This is a genomic window from Pelagibacterium sp. H642, from assembly GCF_031202855.1.
Lineage (GTDB): Bacteria > Pseudomonadota > Alphaproteobacteria > Rhizobiales > Devosiaceae > Pelagibacterium.
The window spans coordinates 103,280-119,205 of the sequence record NZ_CP101830.1 but is presented as its reverse complement, the minus strand read 5'-3'; the positions used below and the strand labels follow the sequence as shown (position 1 = coordinate 119,205).

The following is a 15,926-nucleotide window of genomic DNA, read 5'->3' as shown; positions in this document are numbered from 1 at the left end:
GATTTGATCTATATCGAGTGTGAGGGGGGGAAGGTAACGTTCCTCGAGGTCGAATGGAGGGCAACCCAGTGACGGCCCATGCGCCTAACGGGCCATCAAACGCACAAGCGCCCGGCCAAAGCTATTCACAGATACTGCGATCGACCGCTGTCATCGGGCTCGCCTATGGCGTCGTCACTCTCGTATCGATCATCCGAATGAAGTCACTGGCGCTGTTGCTTGGGCCCGCTGGCATCGGACTTTTGGGCCTGTTCACGCTTGTCGTCGATCTTGCAGCGGCCATAGCGGCCATGGGAATCCATGCCAGCGGCGTCCGGCAAATATCGGCCTCCATCGGCAGTGGTGACAGCCATGAAATCGGTGGAACCGCGGTGGCGCTAAGGTGGTTGTCGCTCGGTCTCGGGCTTTTGGGCGGGGCTATTTTGGCCTCCCTCTATCTGCCGGTATCGGTGCTCACCTTCGGCAACGGCCAGTATGGGCTCGGAGTAGCCTTGCTTGGGGGCGTGGTTCTCCTCCGGCTGATGCACGCGGCCGAAGCAACCATCTTGCAGGGTGTCCGGCGAACCCGTGACATCGCAATGTCCAACATCTTCAACGCCATCGCCGGCACGGCGCTAACGGTGGGCCTCATCTATCTCCTGGGTACGGACGGTGTGGTGCCGGCGCTGCTGGCCGCAGCGGTCGCGGGCCTGTTGATCGTATGGCACTATACACGCCGCATCACCATGGAACGCCCCCCCGCGTTGTCGTCCCTACGCAACAACGCCGCCCCCCTCTTGCGGCTCGGATTTGTGTTCATGATCAGCGCGCTCTTGATGTCGGGTGCTGCCTACGTGATCCGGATCATCATCACGCACGACAGCGGGGTTGAGGCTGCCGGTCTCTACCAGGCGTCCTGGGGTGTGGCCGCGCTTTACGCCGGTTTCGTCCTCCAGGCGATGGGTACCGACTTCTACCCTCGCCTTTCAGAGCATCCCAATGATAATGAGCTGTGCAATCGGCTCGTCAACGAACAGGCGCGGGTCAGCATGCTTTTGGCCGGCCCTGGTGTGATACTCACTATCGCCATGGCGCCACTGGTCCTCGCCATATTCTATTCCGAGGAGTTTGCGGGAGCCGTGTCCTCGCTCCGCTGGCTGTGCCTGGGAATGATGCTGAGGATTGTTGCTTGGCCCATCGGCTTCATAGTGATCGCCAAGGGGGCGCAGAAGGCGTTTTTCTGGACGGAGGTCGCCGCCACGGTCGTCCATGTCGGCTTGGCGGCCCTCCTCGTTCCATGGTTGGGCGTGGATGGGGCGGGCATCGCGTTTTTAGGCCTTTATGCCTGGCACAGCATGCTCGTCTACCTAGTCGTGCGCTCACTCAGCGGCTTCCGATGGAACCGCGGCAACATCCGGCTCGGTGGAGTTTATTTTGCGGCGACGGCGCTCACTTTCCTGGGATTTTCGGTCTTGCCGCTCCCATATGCCACTGCATTCGGGCTTTTGGCGGCTCTTTTTAGCGGTGTCCATTCCCTGCGCGAGTTGCTCTCATTGGTGCCGGTAGACACCGTTCCGCATGCCCTACGGCCCCTGCTGGTAAGAATGGCAACATTCTTGAGAGTTCTTCCGGTGCACTCCGGCCCCGGCCCGCATTAAGCGGTTTCGGACACTGGCCGACAACGCTCAAGAGCAACGGTGAGGGCGTCGACGACGCGCACGACCTCGTCATCCTTCATTTGCGCAAACAGAGGCAGCATCACGCAGCCCACCTGAGCTGCTTCCGATCGGGCTAGCGTCGAGCCCAATCGTCCCACTTCGGTGCCGGCCCCTTCCAAATGAACGTTCATCACGCCGCGTCGCGTGGAGATGCCCAAATCCATCAGATGCTGCATGAATTGTAATTGGGGCATTCCGTCCGGCAGACGCACGCAGTAGCTCTGCCAATTGCTTCGCGCCCAGACCGGCTCCCGCGGAGGGACAAGGTCGTCGAGTTCCCCGAGCTTTTCGGCGTATATGGACGCCAGCTCCCGCCGCCGCGGGATGATTTCTCCAAGCCGGCGAAGCTGTTGGCGGCCTATGGCCGCCTGCATGTCGGTGAGGCGATAATTGTAGCCAAGGCAAGAATAGCTTTCGAAAATCACGCGGCCGGCGGCGTGCCGCACGGTGTCGGATACCGACATGGCGTGCTGGCGGAGAAGCCGGAAGCTGGCGTCCAGTTTGGGATCGGATGTGGTCAGCATCCCGCCGTCGCCGGTGGTCACCACCTTGCGAGGGTGAAAGGAGAAGCAGGCTATATCCCCATGCGGACGCCCGATGCGTTGCCATCGGTCGTCGAAAAGGATCTCGCTTCCAGTGGCACAGGCTGCGTCCTCAACGACGGGTATGCCATGGTGCCGCGCAATAGGCAGGATGGTCCCGAGATCACAGGGCATGCCGAGCTGATGGACACACACGATTGCGCGCGTCCGCGGTGTCATCGCAGCCGCAATGAGTTCGGGATCGATGTTGAAGCCATCCGCCTCTATGTCGACGAAGACCGGTACCGCCCCGCAATAGCGGACGGCGTTCGCGGTCGCGATGAACGTATGGCTAACGGTGATGACCTCATCACCGGGCGAGACCCCGACTGCGAGTAGCGCCAGGTGCAGCGCTGTCGTGCAATTGGAGACCGCGCAAGCATGTGCAGCCCCGACATATTCGGCGAATTCTGCTTCGAAGGCTTCCACTTCCGGACCTTGGGTAACCCAGCCGGATCGAATGACGCGGGCGGCCGCATCAACCTCTGCTTCCCCCAGGAGAGGCATGGCGATGGGAATGGACGGAAGTGTCGTCATGCCAGTTCGCTCTCGGTCGAAGCTGTCTCGGCCCGCCACCACCCGACAAGATCCTCAAGCCCCTGCCGCAACCGAATGCGTGCTTCAAAGCCAAGCTTTTCCTTAGCCTTGCGCGTGTCAGCGAGCCGCCGCGGCACTGCATTGACCTTGCGCGCCGGAGCATATTCTGGGGTCAGGTCGGATTTCATGACCTCGAGAAGCAACTTGGCTAGCTCCACCAGGCTTGTTTCGACTCCCGAAGCCACATTGAATACCTCGTCGGTGACCTTTGACTTGGCTGCCAGTATGTTGGCGCGGGCGATATCACGGGCATCGACGAAATCCATGGTCTGCAGGCCATCGCCCATGATAATCGGGGCGCGACCAGCCGCGATCCGCTCCATCCATCGGATCAGTACCTCAGTGTAGACACCAAACACATCCATCCGCGGCCCATAGACGTTGAAATAGCGCAGGGCCACGTATTTGAGGCCATACATCTCGGCAAAGCTGCGCAGCAGCCCTTCGTTGAAGGTCTTCGCGGCGCCATAGATCGTCCGGTTGTCGTACGGATGGTGGTTTTCCGAGGTGGGGAACGTCTCGGCTAGGCCAAGGACGGAGGCGGAGGATGCTGCTACCACTTTGCCCACATTGTTGCGCACGCAGGCTTCAAGGACGTTGAAGGTGCCTCCGGCGAGGACGTCGAACGCCAGCCGCGGCTCCTCGGCACATTGGGTGATGCGGATAGCAGCCTGATGGAAGACGATGTCCATGCCCGTTGTGACCCGTGTCACGGTATCCATATCCCGGATATCACCCTCAACGATCCGGACAGGGCATAGCCGCTTTGCCGTGTCGAGGTTCGAGAGTCTGCCGCGTACGAAATTATCGAGTACCACGATCTCCTCAGGACCTTCGCCGGCGACCAGATCGGCAATATGAGAGCCGATGAGACCGGCTCCGCCCGTTATCAAAACACGCTTGCCTTGCATGGCTTATCTCCGTTCTTCTCGTTCATGCGGTGAGGGGAGCGGCCTCCATCGTGGCCAATGCCGCCCGCAGCCGATCGGCAACCAAGTGCTGGTCCGCAGCCGCAATATGAGGATAAAGAGGGAGCGAGAGGATCTCACCGGCAGCTTGCTCAGCAACCGGAAACGACCCCGGTCCGTAGCTCAGATGGCTAAATGCTCCAGTGAGATGGATGGGGACGGGGTAATGGATCGCCGCCCCGATGCCCTCGCGCTGGAGTGCCGCAAGAACGGTGTCGCGCTCGGGCACTCTCACGACGTAGAGGTGCCAAACATCGTCATTGCCGTCCATCACCACAGGCAGCGATACTGTAGGGAAATCCTGCAAAATCTGGTGATACAATGCCGCCGCGTCTCGCCGGCGCCTGTTCCATTCGGTGAGCCGCCGGAGCTTTGCGGAAAGAACAACCGCCTGGAGCGCGTCGAGGCGGGAATTGAAGCCAACAATGTCATGAATATATTTGACGCGACTGCCATGGCCACCGAGCATCCTCGTGCGCTGGGCAATCGCTGGATCGTTTGTCAGGACCGCGCCTGCGTCACCTGCCGCGCCCAAGTTCTTGCCGGGATAGAAGCTCGTTGCCGCTACCGTGCCGAGACTTCCCGATTGACGACCGAAGCGAAGCGAGCCCTGCGACTGGGCAGCATCCTCCACAATCACCGCCCCGCAGGATTCAGCGATCGGCAAAAGTGCCTCCACCGGGGCGGTCTGCCCGTAGAGGTGAACGGGAACGATGGCCCGCGTGCTGCTGGTAATGGCCGCGGCCACCTTCTCGGGATCGATAAGCGAATGGACCGGATCAACATCCACGAGGACCGGAACTGCCCCGATCCGCGCCACTGCCTCGGCAGTAGCCACAAAGGAATTGGCGGGTAGGATCACCTCGCTTTGGGACTCCACACCCACGGCCCTGAGGGCCATTTCGATGGCGTCGGTGCCGTTGGCTACACCGATGCAATGGTCGACTCCGATAAAGCGCGCATAGGAAGCCTCGAATTCTTCGACAGCCGGACCGCCAATGAATGAGCCCGTCGCGAGAACATCTTCCCATCCGGCACGGATCTCGTCGGCCACGTCCCCATTCTGAGCAACCAGGTCGACCAGTGGGATTTTCATCGGCGTCTCCGAAATGAGTTCGAGGTGGCTTTAAGCGAAGGCTCGTTCATTCTCGAGCTGGACGGTCTCGCCGCGAAGGGCGAGAGAACGGGTGGCGGCCTCCAGAATCCGTACGACCCGCAGCCCAGAGCGTCCGTCCGCGACAGGAGTTTCGCGGCGCTCAACGCAGGTCACGAAGTCTCTCAACTCGGTGGCCAGCGCCTCCGTAGTGTCCAGCTTGGGTGCCGTCATATCTCCCGTGCGGTAGCCAACGCGCATTTGATGGATGGCCTCGCCTACCCTGGCCGGGCTGCCCGACACCGTTATGCCGCGGTCGTAAACCTTGATCTTCTCGCTGGGTTCGAGATCGTCGTAGATAACCATCTTGTTGCTGCCCCCGATCAGCGTTTGCCTGACCTTGACCGGAGCTAGCCAATTCACATGAATGTGGGCGATGAAATTGCCTGGAAAGTGAAGGGTTAAATAGGCGATATTCTCGGGCTCACCGGCCACATGGCTTACGCCGGTGGCCGATACCGCCGTGGGGCGAACGGGGATGACATAGTCGAGAATGGACAGGTCATGCACGGCGAGGTCCCAAACGACGCTCACGTCATGCTGGAACAAGCCTAGATTTACCCGCACGGAGTCGTAGTAGTAGATCTCGCCCATGCCCCGGACAAGTTCGCGCATTTTCCGCACGGCTCCGGTATGAAGGAACGTATGGTCCACGGCCAGAACGAGGCCTCTGCGCTCGGCCTCATGGACGAGGCGTTCAGCGTCCGCTGCGCGGCAGGCGATGGGCTTTTCCACCAACACGTGCTTACCGGCCTGCAGGGCTCTCATCGCAAGCGGGAAGTGGGTCGAGACCGGCGTGGCAATGACCACCGCATCCACTCCGGGATCAGCCAGTACAAGGTCAAAATCTTCCGTAATCTGGACAGCTGGGTAACGCGAGCGCACCCCGGCCAACCGTTCCGTCTGAAGGTCACACACCCACCGGACGCTGGCTCGCGGGGTTTCCCAGAGATTGCGAACGATATTGGGCCCCCAATAGCCATATCCTACCACGGCGAAACCTAGCATGGCGCTAATCCCTTCTTGATTTCGGCGGGTGCGGCCGGGATGCGGTTGATAGGTCGCGCCGGTACGCCGGCGACAGTGGCAAATGGGGGCACATCTTTAGTCACGACTGTGCCAGCGCCGACCATGGCGCCTTCCCCTACCGTCACCCCGGCAAGAATTGTGGCATTGCTGCCGATCGACGCTCCCCGCCTCACCAATGTATTGATCGTCGACCAGTCGGCGGCCGTCTGCACCGTACCGTCCTGGTTGGTGGCCCGTGGATAGATGTCGTTGGTAAACATGACGCCGTGTCCGATGAAGACTTCGTCCTCAATCGTGACGCCCTCGCAGATAAAGCTATGGCTGGAGATTTTGCAGCGTGCTCCGACCGAAGCGCCCCTTTGAATCTCGACGAAAGCGCCGATGCGCGATCCTTCCCCCACCGAGCAGCCATAAAGATTGACAAGGTCGGGATGATGCACCAGCACGTCAGGTGCCAGTTCGCAATTGTCGATCAATTCTGCCCCCGGGATGAAAAGCAAAAAGCAGGGGAGCAGGCTAACAGGTTGGGACGAGACTGAAATATACCGAACGGGCTATCCGTAAATGGTGCCGCTTCGGTCGGCCGGCTTGACCAAGTGATGGGCCGTCGTTGGGCTGCCCCGGAGAATGGAGGCAATCCTGCGCGCCACCGCTTCCCAACTCGATTCTTCAGCGATCCGGCGGGCGGCCGCGCCCATCGCTCGCGCTCGGACCGCGTCGGTCAGGGCCAGCATGGCGCGGACCAGTGCGTCTTGATTTCGGGGGTCCACGGAAATGGCCGCATCGCCCAGCAGTTCGCCGGCCCCTCCACAGGTCGTTGCGATGACCGGCAGGCCCGCGGACGCGGCCTCGAGATAGGCGATCGGAGAGGGGTCGAAAAGGCTGGGCAGCACGAAGGCGGTGGCTCGCGCGAACAGGTGATCCAACCGCTTCTGGGCGTCCGCGTCCTCCCGGGGAAGATAGCCGTGACCGGTCACCCCCTCCTGACGAATGTCGGGATGAGAGCCGGCGATATCGAGCGTCGCCGAAGGATGGAGGGTGCGTACACGAGCGAAGGCTTCGAGCACCGCCTGGCCATTCTTGCGCGTCCAGTCGACGCCGACAAACAAGTATCGTGGCGCAGAAAAGTCTCTTCTCTCGGGTACGTTCCGTAACCGGTGCCCCATTCCAACGGCGTGCACCCTATCCTCCGGCACGCCGTAATCTGCCACCACGCTAGCCTTCGCCCATGATGTGCTCACGCAGGCGGCTGTTGCGTATCGGCAGGCATTGCCTTGGCGCTTAGACCACAGATCGACAGCAGCACGAGGGAACCTTGCGCGCGCCAGTTCGGAATCGGGATAGCGCATGAACAGCGGAAATGTGCCGTCATCATAGGTCACCACCGGGATGCGGATGTCCTGCATGACCCTTGGGAGATCGAAGAGGTCCGTGCCCATGGCAATGAGGCCATCGAGCCGCCCCACGCGCCGAAGGGCAGATGCCATGGCGATCGAGCGGGCAGCTGCATATACGGGGTCATGATGAGCCACCGTTCCCCTGCCGCCGCGGGTGCGCGCCAGAAGGCCTACGGGGATCCTGATCCAATCGGGAATGCGGCAGGGAACAGGAACGACTTCTAGGCCCAGCAGCTCAAAACCATCGGCCACGCCCTTCGGCAAACCGGACCAGTTGGCGGCAGAGGTAGGGTGCTCGGCCGGATAGAGAAGTCCAATCCTCATGTCTGCGTCCCTGCCCCACTGCTCTGCTCGTGGAGAAAGAGCGGCCGGTAGCCTCGACGCCCCGTAATGCGGCGCCAGAGAAAGCCCGTTTCCAGCGAAATATCGGCCCACCAGCGCCGCGCGCCGTAGCTTTCGAGAGCAGTACTATAAACGTTGGCGAGCTTGAGAGCGATTTCCTCCAGTCCGAAGTTTTGCCGGGCGAAATCCCGCCCAAAAGCACCCAGTTCGTCGCGCAAGGATTGGGACGCAAGCAGGGAGCGGAGCGCCTCGGTCAGCTCATTAAGGGGATCCGCACTGGCGGTCGGATGCCAGAAGCCGTTGCTAAAGAGGCCAGGCCCATTGTCCCTGTCGAAGATGCGGAACCAGCCAAATTCTCCTGAAACCACAAGCGGCTTTCCGAAGGCGAGCCCCCTGGCTGCCGACCCGCCCATACCGATGACAATGCTGGCGCAGGCATAGGCGGCGCGCGGATCGGAAAGCGGACCGGTCATGTGAACGACGCTCCGGCCATGCCGGGCATTGACTTCGGCAGCCGCCTGGCGGAACACCGCTTCACACTCGCCGCCCCCGACGATGATTAGTTGTACCCCCGTCGGCGCGAGGATGTCGGCTGCCAGAATTGCATAGTTGATGCTGGTTGCCTTGAGCTCCTTTTCCAGACGGCTGACTATGACGATGCGGTGCTGATCCGCATCTATTCCCCAATGGGACATGAAAGCCGCTGGGTCGACCGCCCCGGAATCATCCTGAGTCAGATCAACCGGCGGCGCGAGAAAATGAACGCCGCCTCGGCGCCCCTTGATATTGGCAAGATGATAGCCGGTGCCGATGATTAGCTCGGGTCCGCTGGCCACGGTGTCGGCGTTGACCTTCATCTCGTAGACCGTTTTCACCAGCGGCCTTCGACCCAAAAGGCAAGGACCCCAAAAAGCTGGACGCGAACTCCAGGAGCCATAGACATGCACGAGATCGGCGCAGTGACGATTGGCGATTGACCGCAGGTCCCAGGCCCCTGCCAAGGTGCTTTGCGGGCGATCGTACAGCTCGATCTCGACTCCGCGTGCCTGAGCTATGTCCAGCAAAGAGGGGCCGGGCCGCCTCGTATCTCGCGGAGCGATTATGATTGACTCATAGCCGTGCGCGGAGACCGCAGCGGCGAGATCGGCCGCATTGATCTCAGTCCCGCCCAATCCGAGACTATTGATTTGGACGAGGACCTTCTTTCGCTCGCTCATAACTGGACCCCGATGTGATCGATCTCTGGGTTGGTAATAGTGAGGAATAGAAGGCGACGACTTCAGCCGCCTCCCGTTGCGGAGAATAGGCCTTATGCACGAATTGTGATGCTGCCCGGCCTTGGCGTTGGCACCATTGCGGATCCACGGCTTCGATCTCGAGCGTTGCCTCGATGGCACGTGCCACGCCAAGCGCGTCGCCGGTTTCAACAGGTCGGCTAAAGTCGGGGCGGAAATGTTCAAGACCGCCAAACCCGTGATATCCGATGACGTAGGCCCCGCACCCCATGGCCTCGACGGCAGGAAGGCCGAACCCCTCCTGGTGCGCGAACGTCATATAAATTCTGCACGTTCGCAAGGCGTCGCCCACCTTCTCGGATCTCAGATTTTGAAGCGGAACCACTTCCCATTGATCGAGAACGCCTCGCGCCCGCAAGATCGCCAGCACCAGGGCGGCATCCTCCTTGCCGCGCCGAGGCATATACCCGATCCGCCGCGGTCGCTCCGCGTTTCCCAACCGAAACAGATCCCTATCCAGACTGGGATGCACGACGGTAACCGGCGTATCGACAAAGGCGTGCGCAATCAGCTCGGCGCTGTGCCGTGAAACCGTGACAACCGCACGCAAATCGGTGCCGCGACTGTAGTGCTGGATCGCCCATTCGGCGTCCCGGCGCCAGGTAAGGTGCACGTTCTGGTTGAACACCACATGGGGAAAGCCCCGCGGCAGTCCACGTAGGAGATCCACATCGAGTTCGGAAACGACAAGCAGATCAGACGGGGTAACTGAGACTGAAGTGGTATCGGTCACCTGCGTCTCGTGTTCGAACCAGGTGCAGCGGAAACCGCGGCGACGGTGAAGAACCGCCGCGGGGATGCCGGCGGCATTGAGGATATCGACGTGACGGTAGATCACCCGAATGCCGCCCGCCGGCAGGTCGTGGTCGCCGACCAGAAAATAGACTGTGCCCGTCAAAGGAGGAACCGAAGAAACAGGGACCGTAAGCCGCCGCCGCCTAAAGCCGTCAATCTTTGCTCCGGTTTCCTCACGGATGGAGCGGGCGACGTTTTTAACCGCCGTTTTCAGCGATCCGATGGCGGGCGTGGGATTGCCGGAAGCACGGTACATCTTTCACATCCACCATATGAGACGGCAAGTGCGGCCATTATTTGTAACCGAGGGGAAGGACGCTCAGAAGTAGTAGATTAGAGCTATGGACACCCTTCAAATCGCTCTCGATAGTAGAACGGCGACCCGTAGAGCGGGGCCCAACCTTTCCGGATTACGGACCGCCATGCACAGCCGGATCAATTCGCCGCGGCAGACCCTTTTCGTAGTGGAACGGAGTCACCTCTGGCCGATCCGCATATTTCTCGTTTCGCTCGTCATCCCATGGCTCGTCAACATTGGTCCCGTCACGCTGTCGCTGTACAGGATCGTCCTGCTTGGAGCGCTGCTGCCCTGCCTCTACAACTGGCTGAGCGGCAAGTGTGGGCGCATTCGACTAAGCGACGCCGCAGTTTTCATGTTTTGCCTATGGGGCTCTCTTAGCACCATCGTCACCAGAGGTGCAGGCGCTGCGGTCGAGCCAGCGGGCATTTTGGTGATCGAAACGGCGGGAGCGTATCTGCTGGCCCGTTGCTACATCCGCTCGGCGGCAGACTACCGCTCCATGGCAATCCTTTTCGTTGGCGTAACCCTGTCCATTCTCCCGCTGGCGGCGATCGAGTCGATAAGTGGTCAGAGCGTGGCGCTTGATATCTACGGAATAGTGCTGCCCACGATACCCGAGGCCTTCGAGGGTATGCGTATGGGACTGCGACGCGCGCAGGGCGTTTACGAGCATCCGATCTTGTTGGGCGTCAACGCTGCTTGCGCCTTCGCATTAGCGTACCTGGTGGCGGGGAATGGCAGCCCGTTCTGGCGCCGAACATTTCTTGCTGGAGCAGTCGCCCTCACCGCGGCGTTTTCCCTTTCATCGGCGCCGCTCGGTGTTATCGCACTTCAGTTTGCCCTGATCGCCTGGAACGGAACGATGCGGGCGGTGCCCCAAAGGTGGCTCGTCCTGTGGTCGACCGCTTTGGTGTTGTTCCTGTTGATCGAAGGTTTTTCCAATCGCTCTGCGATCGAGCTTTATATCTCCTATCTTTCGTTCAATCCCTACAATGGCTGGTATCGGATGTTGATCTGGCAGTACGGAACAGCAGCGGTAATGAGTGCTCCCTGGTTCGGCATCGGTTTCGCCGACTGGCCGAGACCAGACTGGATGACGCCCAGCGTTGATAATTTCTGGCTGGCAATGGCGATGCGCCATGGCCTGCCTGCGGTCCTGTTTCTTTTGGCAGCGCTATTGGCAGCGACGATCGCGGTTCTGCGGAGGCGAGCCGACGCCGTGATATATCGGTACCGCCTGGCCTACCTTGCCGTGCTGGGAGGGCTGTTCATGGTCGGCTGCACCGTACATTTCTGGAATTCATCGCACGTGCTATTTATGTTCATGCTTGGCAGCGGATTGTGGATTTCCGAGGCCGAGCAGTCTTCAGCAACAGAAATGGATCGTCCGCCTCGTGCGCTCCGCGGCGGCATCGGGGTATCCGGTCTCCGGCCGCTGGCGATGTGAGGTCAAATTGGTGGAACAGGTTCAAGCTAGGGCGCCCATTTGCCTGACATATTGCTCTCTCCCCTATCGCGGGCGAGGATGGCCGCAGACCTGCGCCAGCATCCTGGCAGAATTTGACAATGAAGGGCTGGCGCCAATTTTCGTGCTGCCGCGACTGCGCCGCCGCCTGCCAGCGTCAATCACCGCACCCTGCGGCCTCAAATATCCCCTGAACAAGATGCCGTGGCGCTGGGTGTCCAAATTGGCGGCAGCCCGGACGAGTGCCCGATTTCGCGAGCTTTTGGACCGAGCCGATCCTGCCACCACAATCGCTTACCTCTGGCCCGGTGTCCCTAAGGACCTGGTCGAGCATGCCCGCCGGCTCGGGATTATCACTGTTCGCGAGATGATTAACACCTACCAGGGAACTGCCAAGCGCATCCTCGACCAAGCCTACGAACGCGCGGGCGTTGTTCCCGCCCATGGGATTAGTGCCCGGGACGTCAGCCAAGAAGCAGAAGAATTGTGGCTTTACGACTACATCTTCGCACCTGCGCCCGGGGTGGAAGTATCGCTGGCCGAGGCCGGAATACCGCGCGAGCGGGTGCTCGCCGGGAGCTATGGCTGGACTCCGGAACGGTTCGGCCCGACAACGCCGATCCGTTCACCCGACCCGATAGGTGTGAGGCTCCTGTTCGTGGGCATCGTCGGCGTTCGCAAGGGCATCCCGGAGCTTTTGGAGGCCTGGCGGCGGAGCCGGGTCAAGGGCAAACTGGTCTTGGTCGGAGAGATCGAACCGGGGCTGGAAAGAGATGTCTTGGCTGCAGTTGAAGCAGGAGGTGTCCAGCACATTCCCTTCACCACCCAATTGGCGGCTTACTATGGCAGCAGCGATGTTTTCGTGTTTCCCACCCATGAGGAGGGCTGTCCCCAAGTCGTGATGGAGGCTGCAGGATGCGGTCTGCCGGTGATCACCACCCCCATGGGGGCCGGTAGATTGGTCGAGCACGGAGTCAATGGTCTATGGGTGTCGTCTGGCAGTGTGGCAGAGCTTGCAGCCGCTATTCGCAAACTCGCCCATGACCCTCGATTGCGTCACAATTTGGCATTTCGCATGCACTCTGACGCTCAAGCTTTCACTTACCAGCGGATCGGGCAGGATCGGGCGCGCATCTTCAAAAAGCTTCTGGCTCTGCGCCATCGCAAGGCACCTAACCTGAATGAACCATTTTCGCAGCCTCTGGCAGTGCCAGAGCGGCGCGCAGGGCGGCCTGATGGGTACGGCCTCCCAGAGCTGCTCTAATCGCCTCGCCGGTGACCACCCCAGCCCAGAACATCGCGGTCGCCAGAGGGCGGTGGTGGCGGGCGTAATAGCGGATGCGGTTTGCGGTCAGCAGGGCATAAAGGTCAGGCCTTTCATTGGATTGACCGCCGACGTGAACCGCCATGGCAGCGGGTGCATAGACGATATTGTATCCAGCTAACCGCACACGGCGCATGTAGTCGACCTCCTCGCTATAGAGAAAGTAGCTTTCGTCCCACTGCCCCACCGCTTGGCGAGCCCAAGGCGCGATTAGAAGCGCCGCTCCTGTAGCCCAATCCACCTCCTTTGCGTCGGCATAGCAACGAGGATCGCCGATGACCTCGCCCAACCCCATCCGGCACGCAATTGTCCCGCCCACAAGCGCTTCGCTCCACGCCGTTAGAATTGAGGGCTCTTTGCGCAGGGAGAGCGACAGAATGCCGTCTTCATTAAATAGTTGCGGCGCAACAATGCCGACGGTGCCGTCCGAGGCCATCCTGTCCAGCATCAAGCGAACAGATCCTGGAGACAGCCGAATGTCGGGATTGAGGACTAAAAGCGCTTCGCTGTCACCGACATATGCGTCAGCTGCGTTGATCGCTGCTGCATAGCCGGCATTGCGCCCGGTCTCAATCACCCTATCGGTTATGTTATGGCCTTGCGCGATGGCAACAGAGCTGTCGCTGGACATGTTGTCTACCACCAGTACCTGGTAGTGTCCGACTTGCGAAAGCGCGGGCTCCAGTGAATCCAGCAAGCCTGCAAGAACCTCGGAACTGTTGTAGGAGACAGTGACTACTGTGACTCTATCTAAAAGGGGGGCGGGTTTCATCCTTCCTCCTTCTTTCCAGATGCCAGAGTTCTGTTCCACGAGCCAATGGTTTGGGCGATGACTTCGGCGCGTAAAGCCCGAAGCATTCTCCATCCTCTGTAGGCCCTGACCACAATGAGGCAGCCAAAGGCCTGAAACTTGTTGGAAAGAACCGGCACCTCCTGGGAACGGGCGATCTCGGGAATTGCGGCAAGCGGCGACATCACCATGGCGCCAGCGAGCCCAACCCATTTGATCCGAGGCCACAACCGGGGAGCAACCTCACCGGCGCAGTGAGCCACGTGGCGGTCAATGCGCTTTTTGAGACTATCAAAGTCGCTACAGGCTGGCGTCAGGACTCGCGCTTGGGGAAGATAGGCTATTATGTAACCCAACGCGCGGGCACGCTGACCCCAGAGTTTATCCTCGTGGGTTCCGATGCCATCGAAGGGGCCTACCTTTATAAACACCGAACGGCGCACTGCCATGTTGCCCGTGGCCGCGAAATGATCGCGCTCAACGAACTGCTTGGTGCGGTAACTGAAGATGGCTTCATACGCTTCAACAGCGGTCATTCTGTCCGGCACAGCCGGTTCTATGCCAATGCTCCCGCCCAGGCCCGAAACTTGCCGATTGCGATCGAAAAAATCGACGATCCGTTTGAGCCATTTCGATTGCGGCAAGCAATCGGCATCGAGAAAAGCTATAATGTCGCCGCTCGAGGCCTCTACGCCCAAATTCCGCGCTGGCCCAGGTCCGGGCACCGGCTGGACCAACAGACGGGTGCCCGGGAAATCAACGACAACATCATCAGGGGGCGTATCTGAGCCATTGTCGACCACGATGACTTCAAAGGGAGGAGCACATTCGCGCTGCGCCTCAAGCGCGTTTAGGCAGCGGCGGAGATCGTCGGGCTCATTGAGGTGAGGAATGATCACGCTGACGCGCACCGAGGCTGCCATGGCACGCTACTCCGTTGCCACAAATCCGAGCTGCCGGCTAACGTGTGGGGAAGCGCCCAAAACTGTCAACTTGCCGCCAACGCTGGTGAGATCGTGCCGAAGCCGCATGATGTCGCCGATGAGCGAAACGTCGGGACTATCAAGATCTGCGATATCTAGACGGACTGATATTGGGGAGGCCCGCACGGCTTCGAAATACTCCCGCACCATAAGGGTCGAAGATTCGATAGCCGTTCCAACCAGTTTCAGCGTGATGGCTTTGTCATCGGCCTTCGCCAGAGCCAAGAATGGTCGCGGCTGGCAAAAGTGGCGGCGATGCCTGGCAGCAATCGCCTGCGGAACAATGCGCAGTGCAACGAGCCTAAGCAGCGCCAAGCCATCGTTCCAATAGCGGGAGGCGAGCTTTGGCTCTTCTTTGATGCGCCAGAGCCATTCCAATCCCAGCTTCTGCCACGAGCCCGGCGCCCGGCGCACCGTGCCGCCAAGAAATCCGATAGCAGCACCGAAATGGCTGCGCACAGGCGCATTGATCAACGGGCCGTTTCGCACAAGCCATGCTTGCCCTTTCTCTGCGCCCAATGCGACAAGCAGGAGATCAGGTGATGTGTCATTGATCGCGCTGATGAAATCAGGGCGGCTCAGCTCTTCGACGGTGCCGAAACCTGGATCAAGGGCACCAACGCAAACCAAGGCATCGGTATCTACGTCCTCAAGGCGGCGCTTGGCCGCAACCGCCATGCCCGGAGCGCCACCAAAAAAGAAGACGCGCAATGGTCTGCCGATGGCTGTTCGGCTGCGCCGGAACAATCGCTCCAAAATATCGGCTCCCGAAACCCGCGCCTTGACCGGTGCCGACAAGAGACGGCAGACCAAGAGCACCCCAGTGCCGTCAACGGTGCAAAGATCGGCATCGAGGATAGACCTGCGGAAGGCCGGATTAGTCTGGCTGCAAATAAGGAAGTTGGTGTTCACCGTAGCGATCATCAGGCGGCGCCGGTCTCGCACGGCGAAATCGATTTCGTCGATGACGTCCGAAAGTTCTAGATCATCGATTGGCAGACCCAAGACGCCAAACCGCGCAAATGTTTTCTGCAGCATGCAAGTACGGCGCTCCTGCGCGAAATGCGACTGCGACAAAGTAAAGCGCACGCGTCGAACTGCTCCATACACCGAAAGATGTAATTGTGATTTAGACCAGAATATGAGGTTAAATTTTCGCAGACAATCTTCTAGCTTCAAAAACCTGTACTACTCTCCAATTGACTTGCG

Annotated in this window: 14 protein-coding genes; 3 read left to right on the top strand and 11 right to left on the bottom strand. The window is 60.1% G+C overall.

Annotation, left to right across the window (positions count from 1 at the left end):
* Positions 1-68: 68 nt before the first annotated feature.
* Entirely contained in the window at positions 69-1,637 is a 1,569-nt protein-coding gene (locus NO934_RS18830) for an O-antigen translocase (protein WP_309164242.1), read from the top strand.
* Here the strand turns inward: NO934_RS18830 and NO934_RS18825 are convergent.
* The 8 genes from NO934_RS18825 to NO934_RS18790 all read right to left on the bottom strand — a co-directional run bounded on the left by NO934_RS18825 (position 1,634) and on the right by NO934_RS18790 (position 10,110).
* Positions 1,634-2,815 (bottom strand): DegT/DnrJ/EryC1/StrS family aminotransferase, encoded by a 1,182-nt coding sequence (locus NO934_RS18825; RefSeq protein WP_309164241.1) that lies wholly within the window; start codon positions 2,813-2,815, stop codon positions 1,634-1,636. The genes NO934_RS18830 and NO934_RS18825 overlap by 4 nt on opposite strands.
* Positions 2,812-3,786, bottom strand: coding sequence for an NAD-dependent epimerase/dehydratase family protein (locus NO934_RS18820; protein ID WP_309164240.1), 975 nt, complete (start codon positions 3,784-3,786; stop codon positions 2,812-2,814). The genes NO934_RS18825 and NO934_RS18820 overlap by 4 nt, the downstream gene beginning before the upstream one ends.
* A 22-nt stretch (positions 3,787-3,808) precedes the next feature.
* Positions 3,809-4,939 (bottom strand): DegT/DnrJ/EryC1/StrS family aminotransferase, encoded by a 1,131-nt coding sequence (locus NO934_RS18815; RefSeq protein ID WP_309164239.1) that lies wholly within the window; start codon positions 4,937-4,939, stop codon positions 3,809-3,811.
* 30 nt (positions 4,940-4,969) lie between these two features.
* Positions 4,970-6,004 carry a Gfo/Idh/MocA family oxidoreductase gene (locus tag NO934_RS18810; protein ID WP_309164238.1) on the bottom strand — a complete coding sequence of 345 codons (1,035 nt, stop codon included), beginning with the start codon at positions 6,002-6,004 and terminating at the stop codon, positions 4,970-4,972.
* Positions 5,998-6,501 (bottom strand): acyltransferase, encoded by a 504-nt coding sequence (locus NO934_RS18805; RefSeq protein ID WP_309164237.1) that lies wholly within the window; start codon positions 6,499-6,501, stop codon positions 5,998-6,000. The genes NO934_RS18810 and NO934_RS18805 overlap by 7 nt, the downstream gene beginning before the upstream one ends.
* 78 nt (positions 6,502-6,579) lie before the next feature.
* Positions 6,580-7,746: a glycosyltransferase family 4 protein gene (locus NO934_RS18800; protein ID WP_309164236.1), complete on the bottom strand. Its 1,167-nt coding sequence runs from the start codon at positions 7,744-7,746 to the stop codon at positions 6,580-6,582.
* Positions 7,743-8,981, bottom strand: coding sequence for a glycosyltransferase family 4 protein (locus NO934_RS18795; protein WP_309164235.1), 1,239 nt, complete (start codon positions 8,979-8,981; stop codon positions 7,743-7,745). The genes NO934_RS18800 and NO934_RS18795 overlap by 4 nt, the downstream gene beginning before the upstream one ends.
* Positions 8,944-10,110: a glycosyltransferase gene (locus tag NO934_RS18790; protein ID WP_309164234.1), complete on the bottom strand. Its 1,167-nt coding sequence runs from the start codon at positions 10,108-10,110 to the stop codon at positions 8,944-8,946. The genes NO934_RS18795 and NO934_RS18790 overlap by 38 nt, the downstream gene beginning before the upstream one ends.
* 166 nt (positions 10,111-10,276) lie before the next feature.
* On the opposite strand from NO934_RS18790, the gene NO934_RS18785 reads away from it, so the two are divergent.
* On the top strand, positions 10,277-11,602 hold the full coding sequence (locus tag NO934_RS18785) for a hypothetical protein (RefSeq protein WP_309164233.1): 1,326 nt from the start codon (positions 10,277-10,279) through the stop codon (positions 11,600-11,602).
* Positions 11,603-11,612: 10 nt separating this feature from the next.
* On the top strand, positions 11,613-12,884 hold the full coding sequence (locus NO934_RS18780; protein ID WP_309164388.1) for a glycosyltransferase: 1,272 nt from the start codon (positions 11,613-11,615) through the stop codon (positions 12,882-12,884).
* Here NO934_RS18780 and NO934_RS18775 read toward each other — a convergent pair.
* The 3 genes from NO934_RS18775 to NO934_RS18765 are packed head-to-tail and all read right to left on the bottom strand — an operon-like array spanning position 12,793 to position 15,755.
* Positions 12,793-13,716 (bottom strand): glycosyltransferase family 2 protein, encoded by a 924-nt coding sequence (locus tag NO934_RS18775; protein ID WP_309164232.1) that lies wholly within the window; start codon positions 13,714-13,716, stop codon positions 12,793-12,795. The genes NO934_RS18780 and NO934_RS18775 overlap by 92 nt on opposite strands.
* Positions 13,713-14,657 carry a glycosyltransferase family 2 protein gene (locus NO934_RS18770; RefSeq protein WP_309164231.1) on the bottom strand — a complete coding sequence of 315 codons (945 nt, stop codon included), beginning with the start codon at positions 14,655-14,657 and terminating at the stop codon, positions 13,713-13,715. Before NO934_RS18770 ends, NO934_RS18775 begins: the two co-directional genes overlap by 4 nt.
* 6 nt (positions 14,658-14,663) lie before the next feature.
* Positions 14,664-15,755, bottom strand: a complete 1,092-nt coding sequence (locus tag NO934_RS18765) for a WecB/TagA/CpsF family glycosyltransferase (RefSeq protein ID WP_309164229.1) — start codon at positions 15,753-15,755, stop codon at positions 14,664-14,666.
* Between the last annotated feature and the right edge of the window lie 171 nt (positions 15,756-15,926).

Bases quoted from the DNA above. Each gene is read 5' to 3' on its own strand.
- NO934_RS18825 (WP_309164241.1), bottom strand. From the start codon at position 2,815: ATGACGACACTTCCGTCCATTCCCATCGCCATGCCTCTCCTGGGGGAA.
- NO934_RS18820 (WP_309164240.1), bottom strand. From the start codon at position 3,786: ATGCAAGGCAAGCGTGTTTTGATAACGGGCGGAGCCGGTCTCATCGGC.
- NO934_RS18815 (WP_309164239.1), bottom strand. From the start codon at position 4,939: ATGAAAATCCCACTGGTCGACCTGGTTGCTCAGAATGGGGACGTGGCC.
- NO934_RS18810 (WP_309164238.1), bottom strand. From the start codon at position 6,004: ATGCTAGGTTTCGCCGTGGTAGGATATGGCTATTGGGGGCCCAATATC.
- NO934_RS18800 (WP_309164236.1), bottom strand. From the start codon at position 7,746: ATGAGGATTGGACTTCTCTATCCGGCCGAGCACCCTACCTCTGCCGCC.
- NO934_RS18795 (WP_309164235.1), bottom strand. From the start codon at position 8,981: ATGAGCGAGCGAAAGAAGGTCCTCGTCCAAATCAATAGTCTCGGATTG.
- NO934_RS18790 (WP_309164234.1), bottom strand. From the start codon at position 10,110: ATGTACCGTGCTTCCGGCAATCCCACGCCCGCCATCGGATCGCTGAAA.
- NO934_RS18785 (WP_309164233.1), top strand. From the start codon at position 10,277: ATGCACAGCCGGATCAATTCGCCGCGGCAGACCCTTTTCGTAGTGGAA.
- NO934_RS18775 (WP_309164232.1), bottom strand. From the start codon at position 13,716: ATGAAACCCGCCCCCCTTTTAGATAGAGTCACAGTAGTCACTGTCTCC.
- NO934_RS18770 (WP_309164231.1), bottom strand. From the start codon at position 14,657: ATGGCAGCCTCGGTGCGCGTCAGCGTGATCATTCCTCACCTCAATGAG.
- NO934_RS18765 (WP_309164229.1), bottom strand. From the start codon at position 15,755: ATGCTGCAGAAAACATTTGCGCGGTTTGGCGTCTTGGGTCTGCCAATC.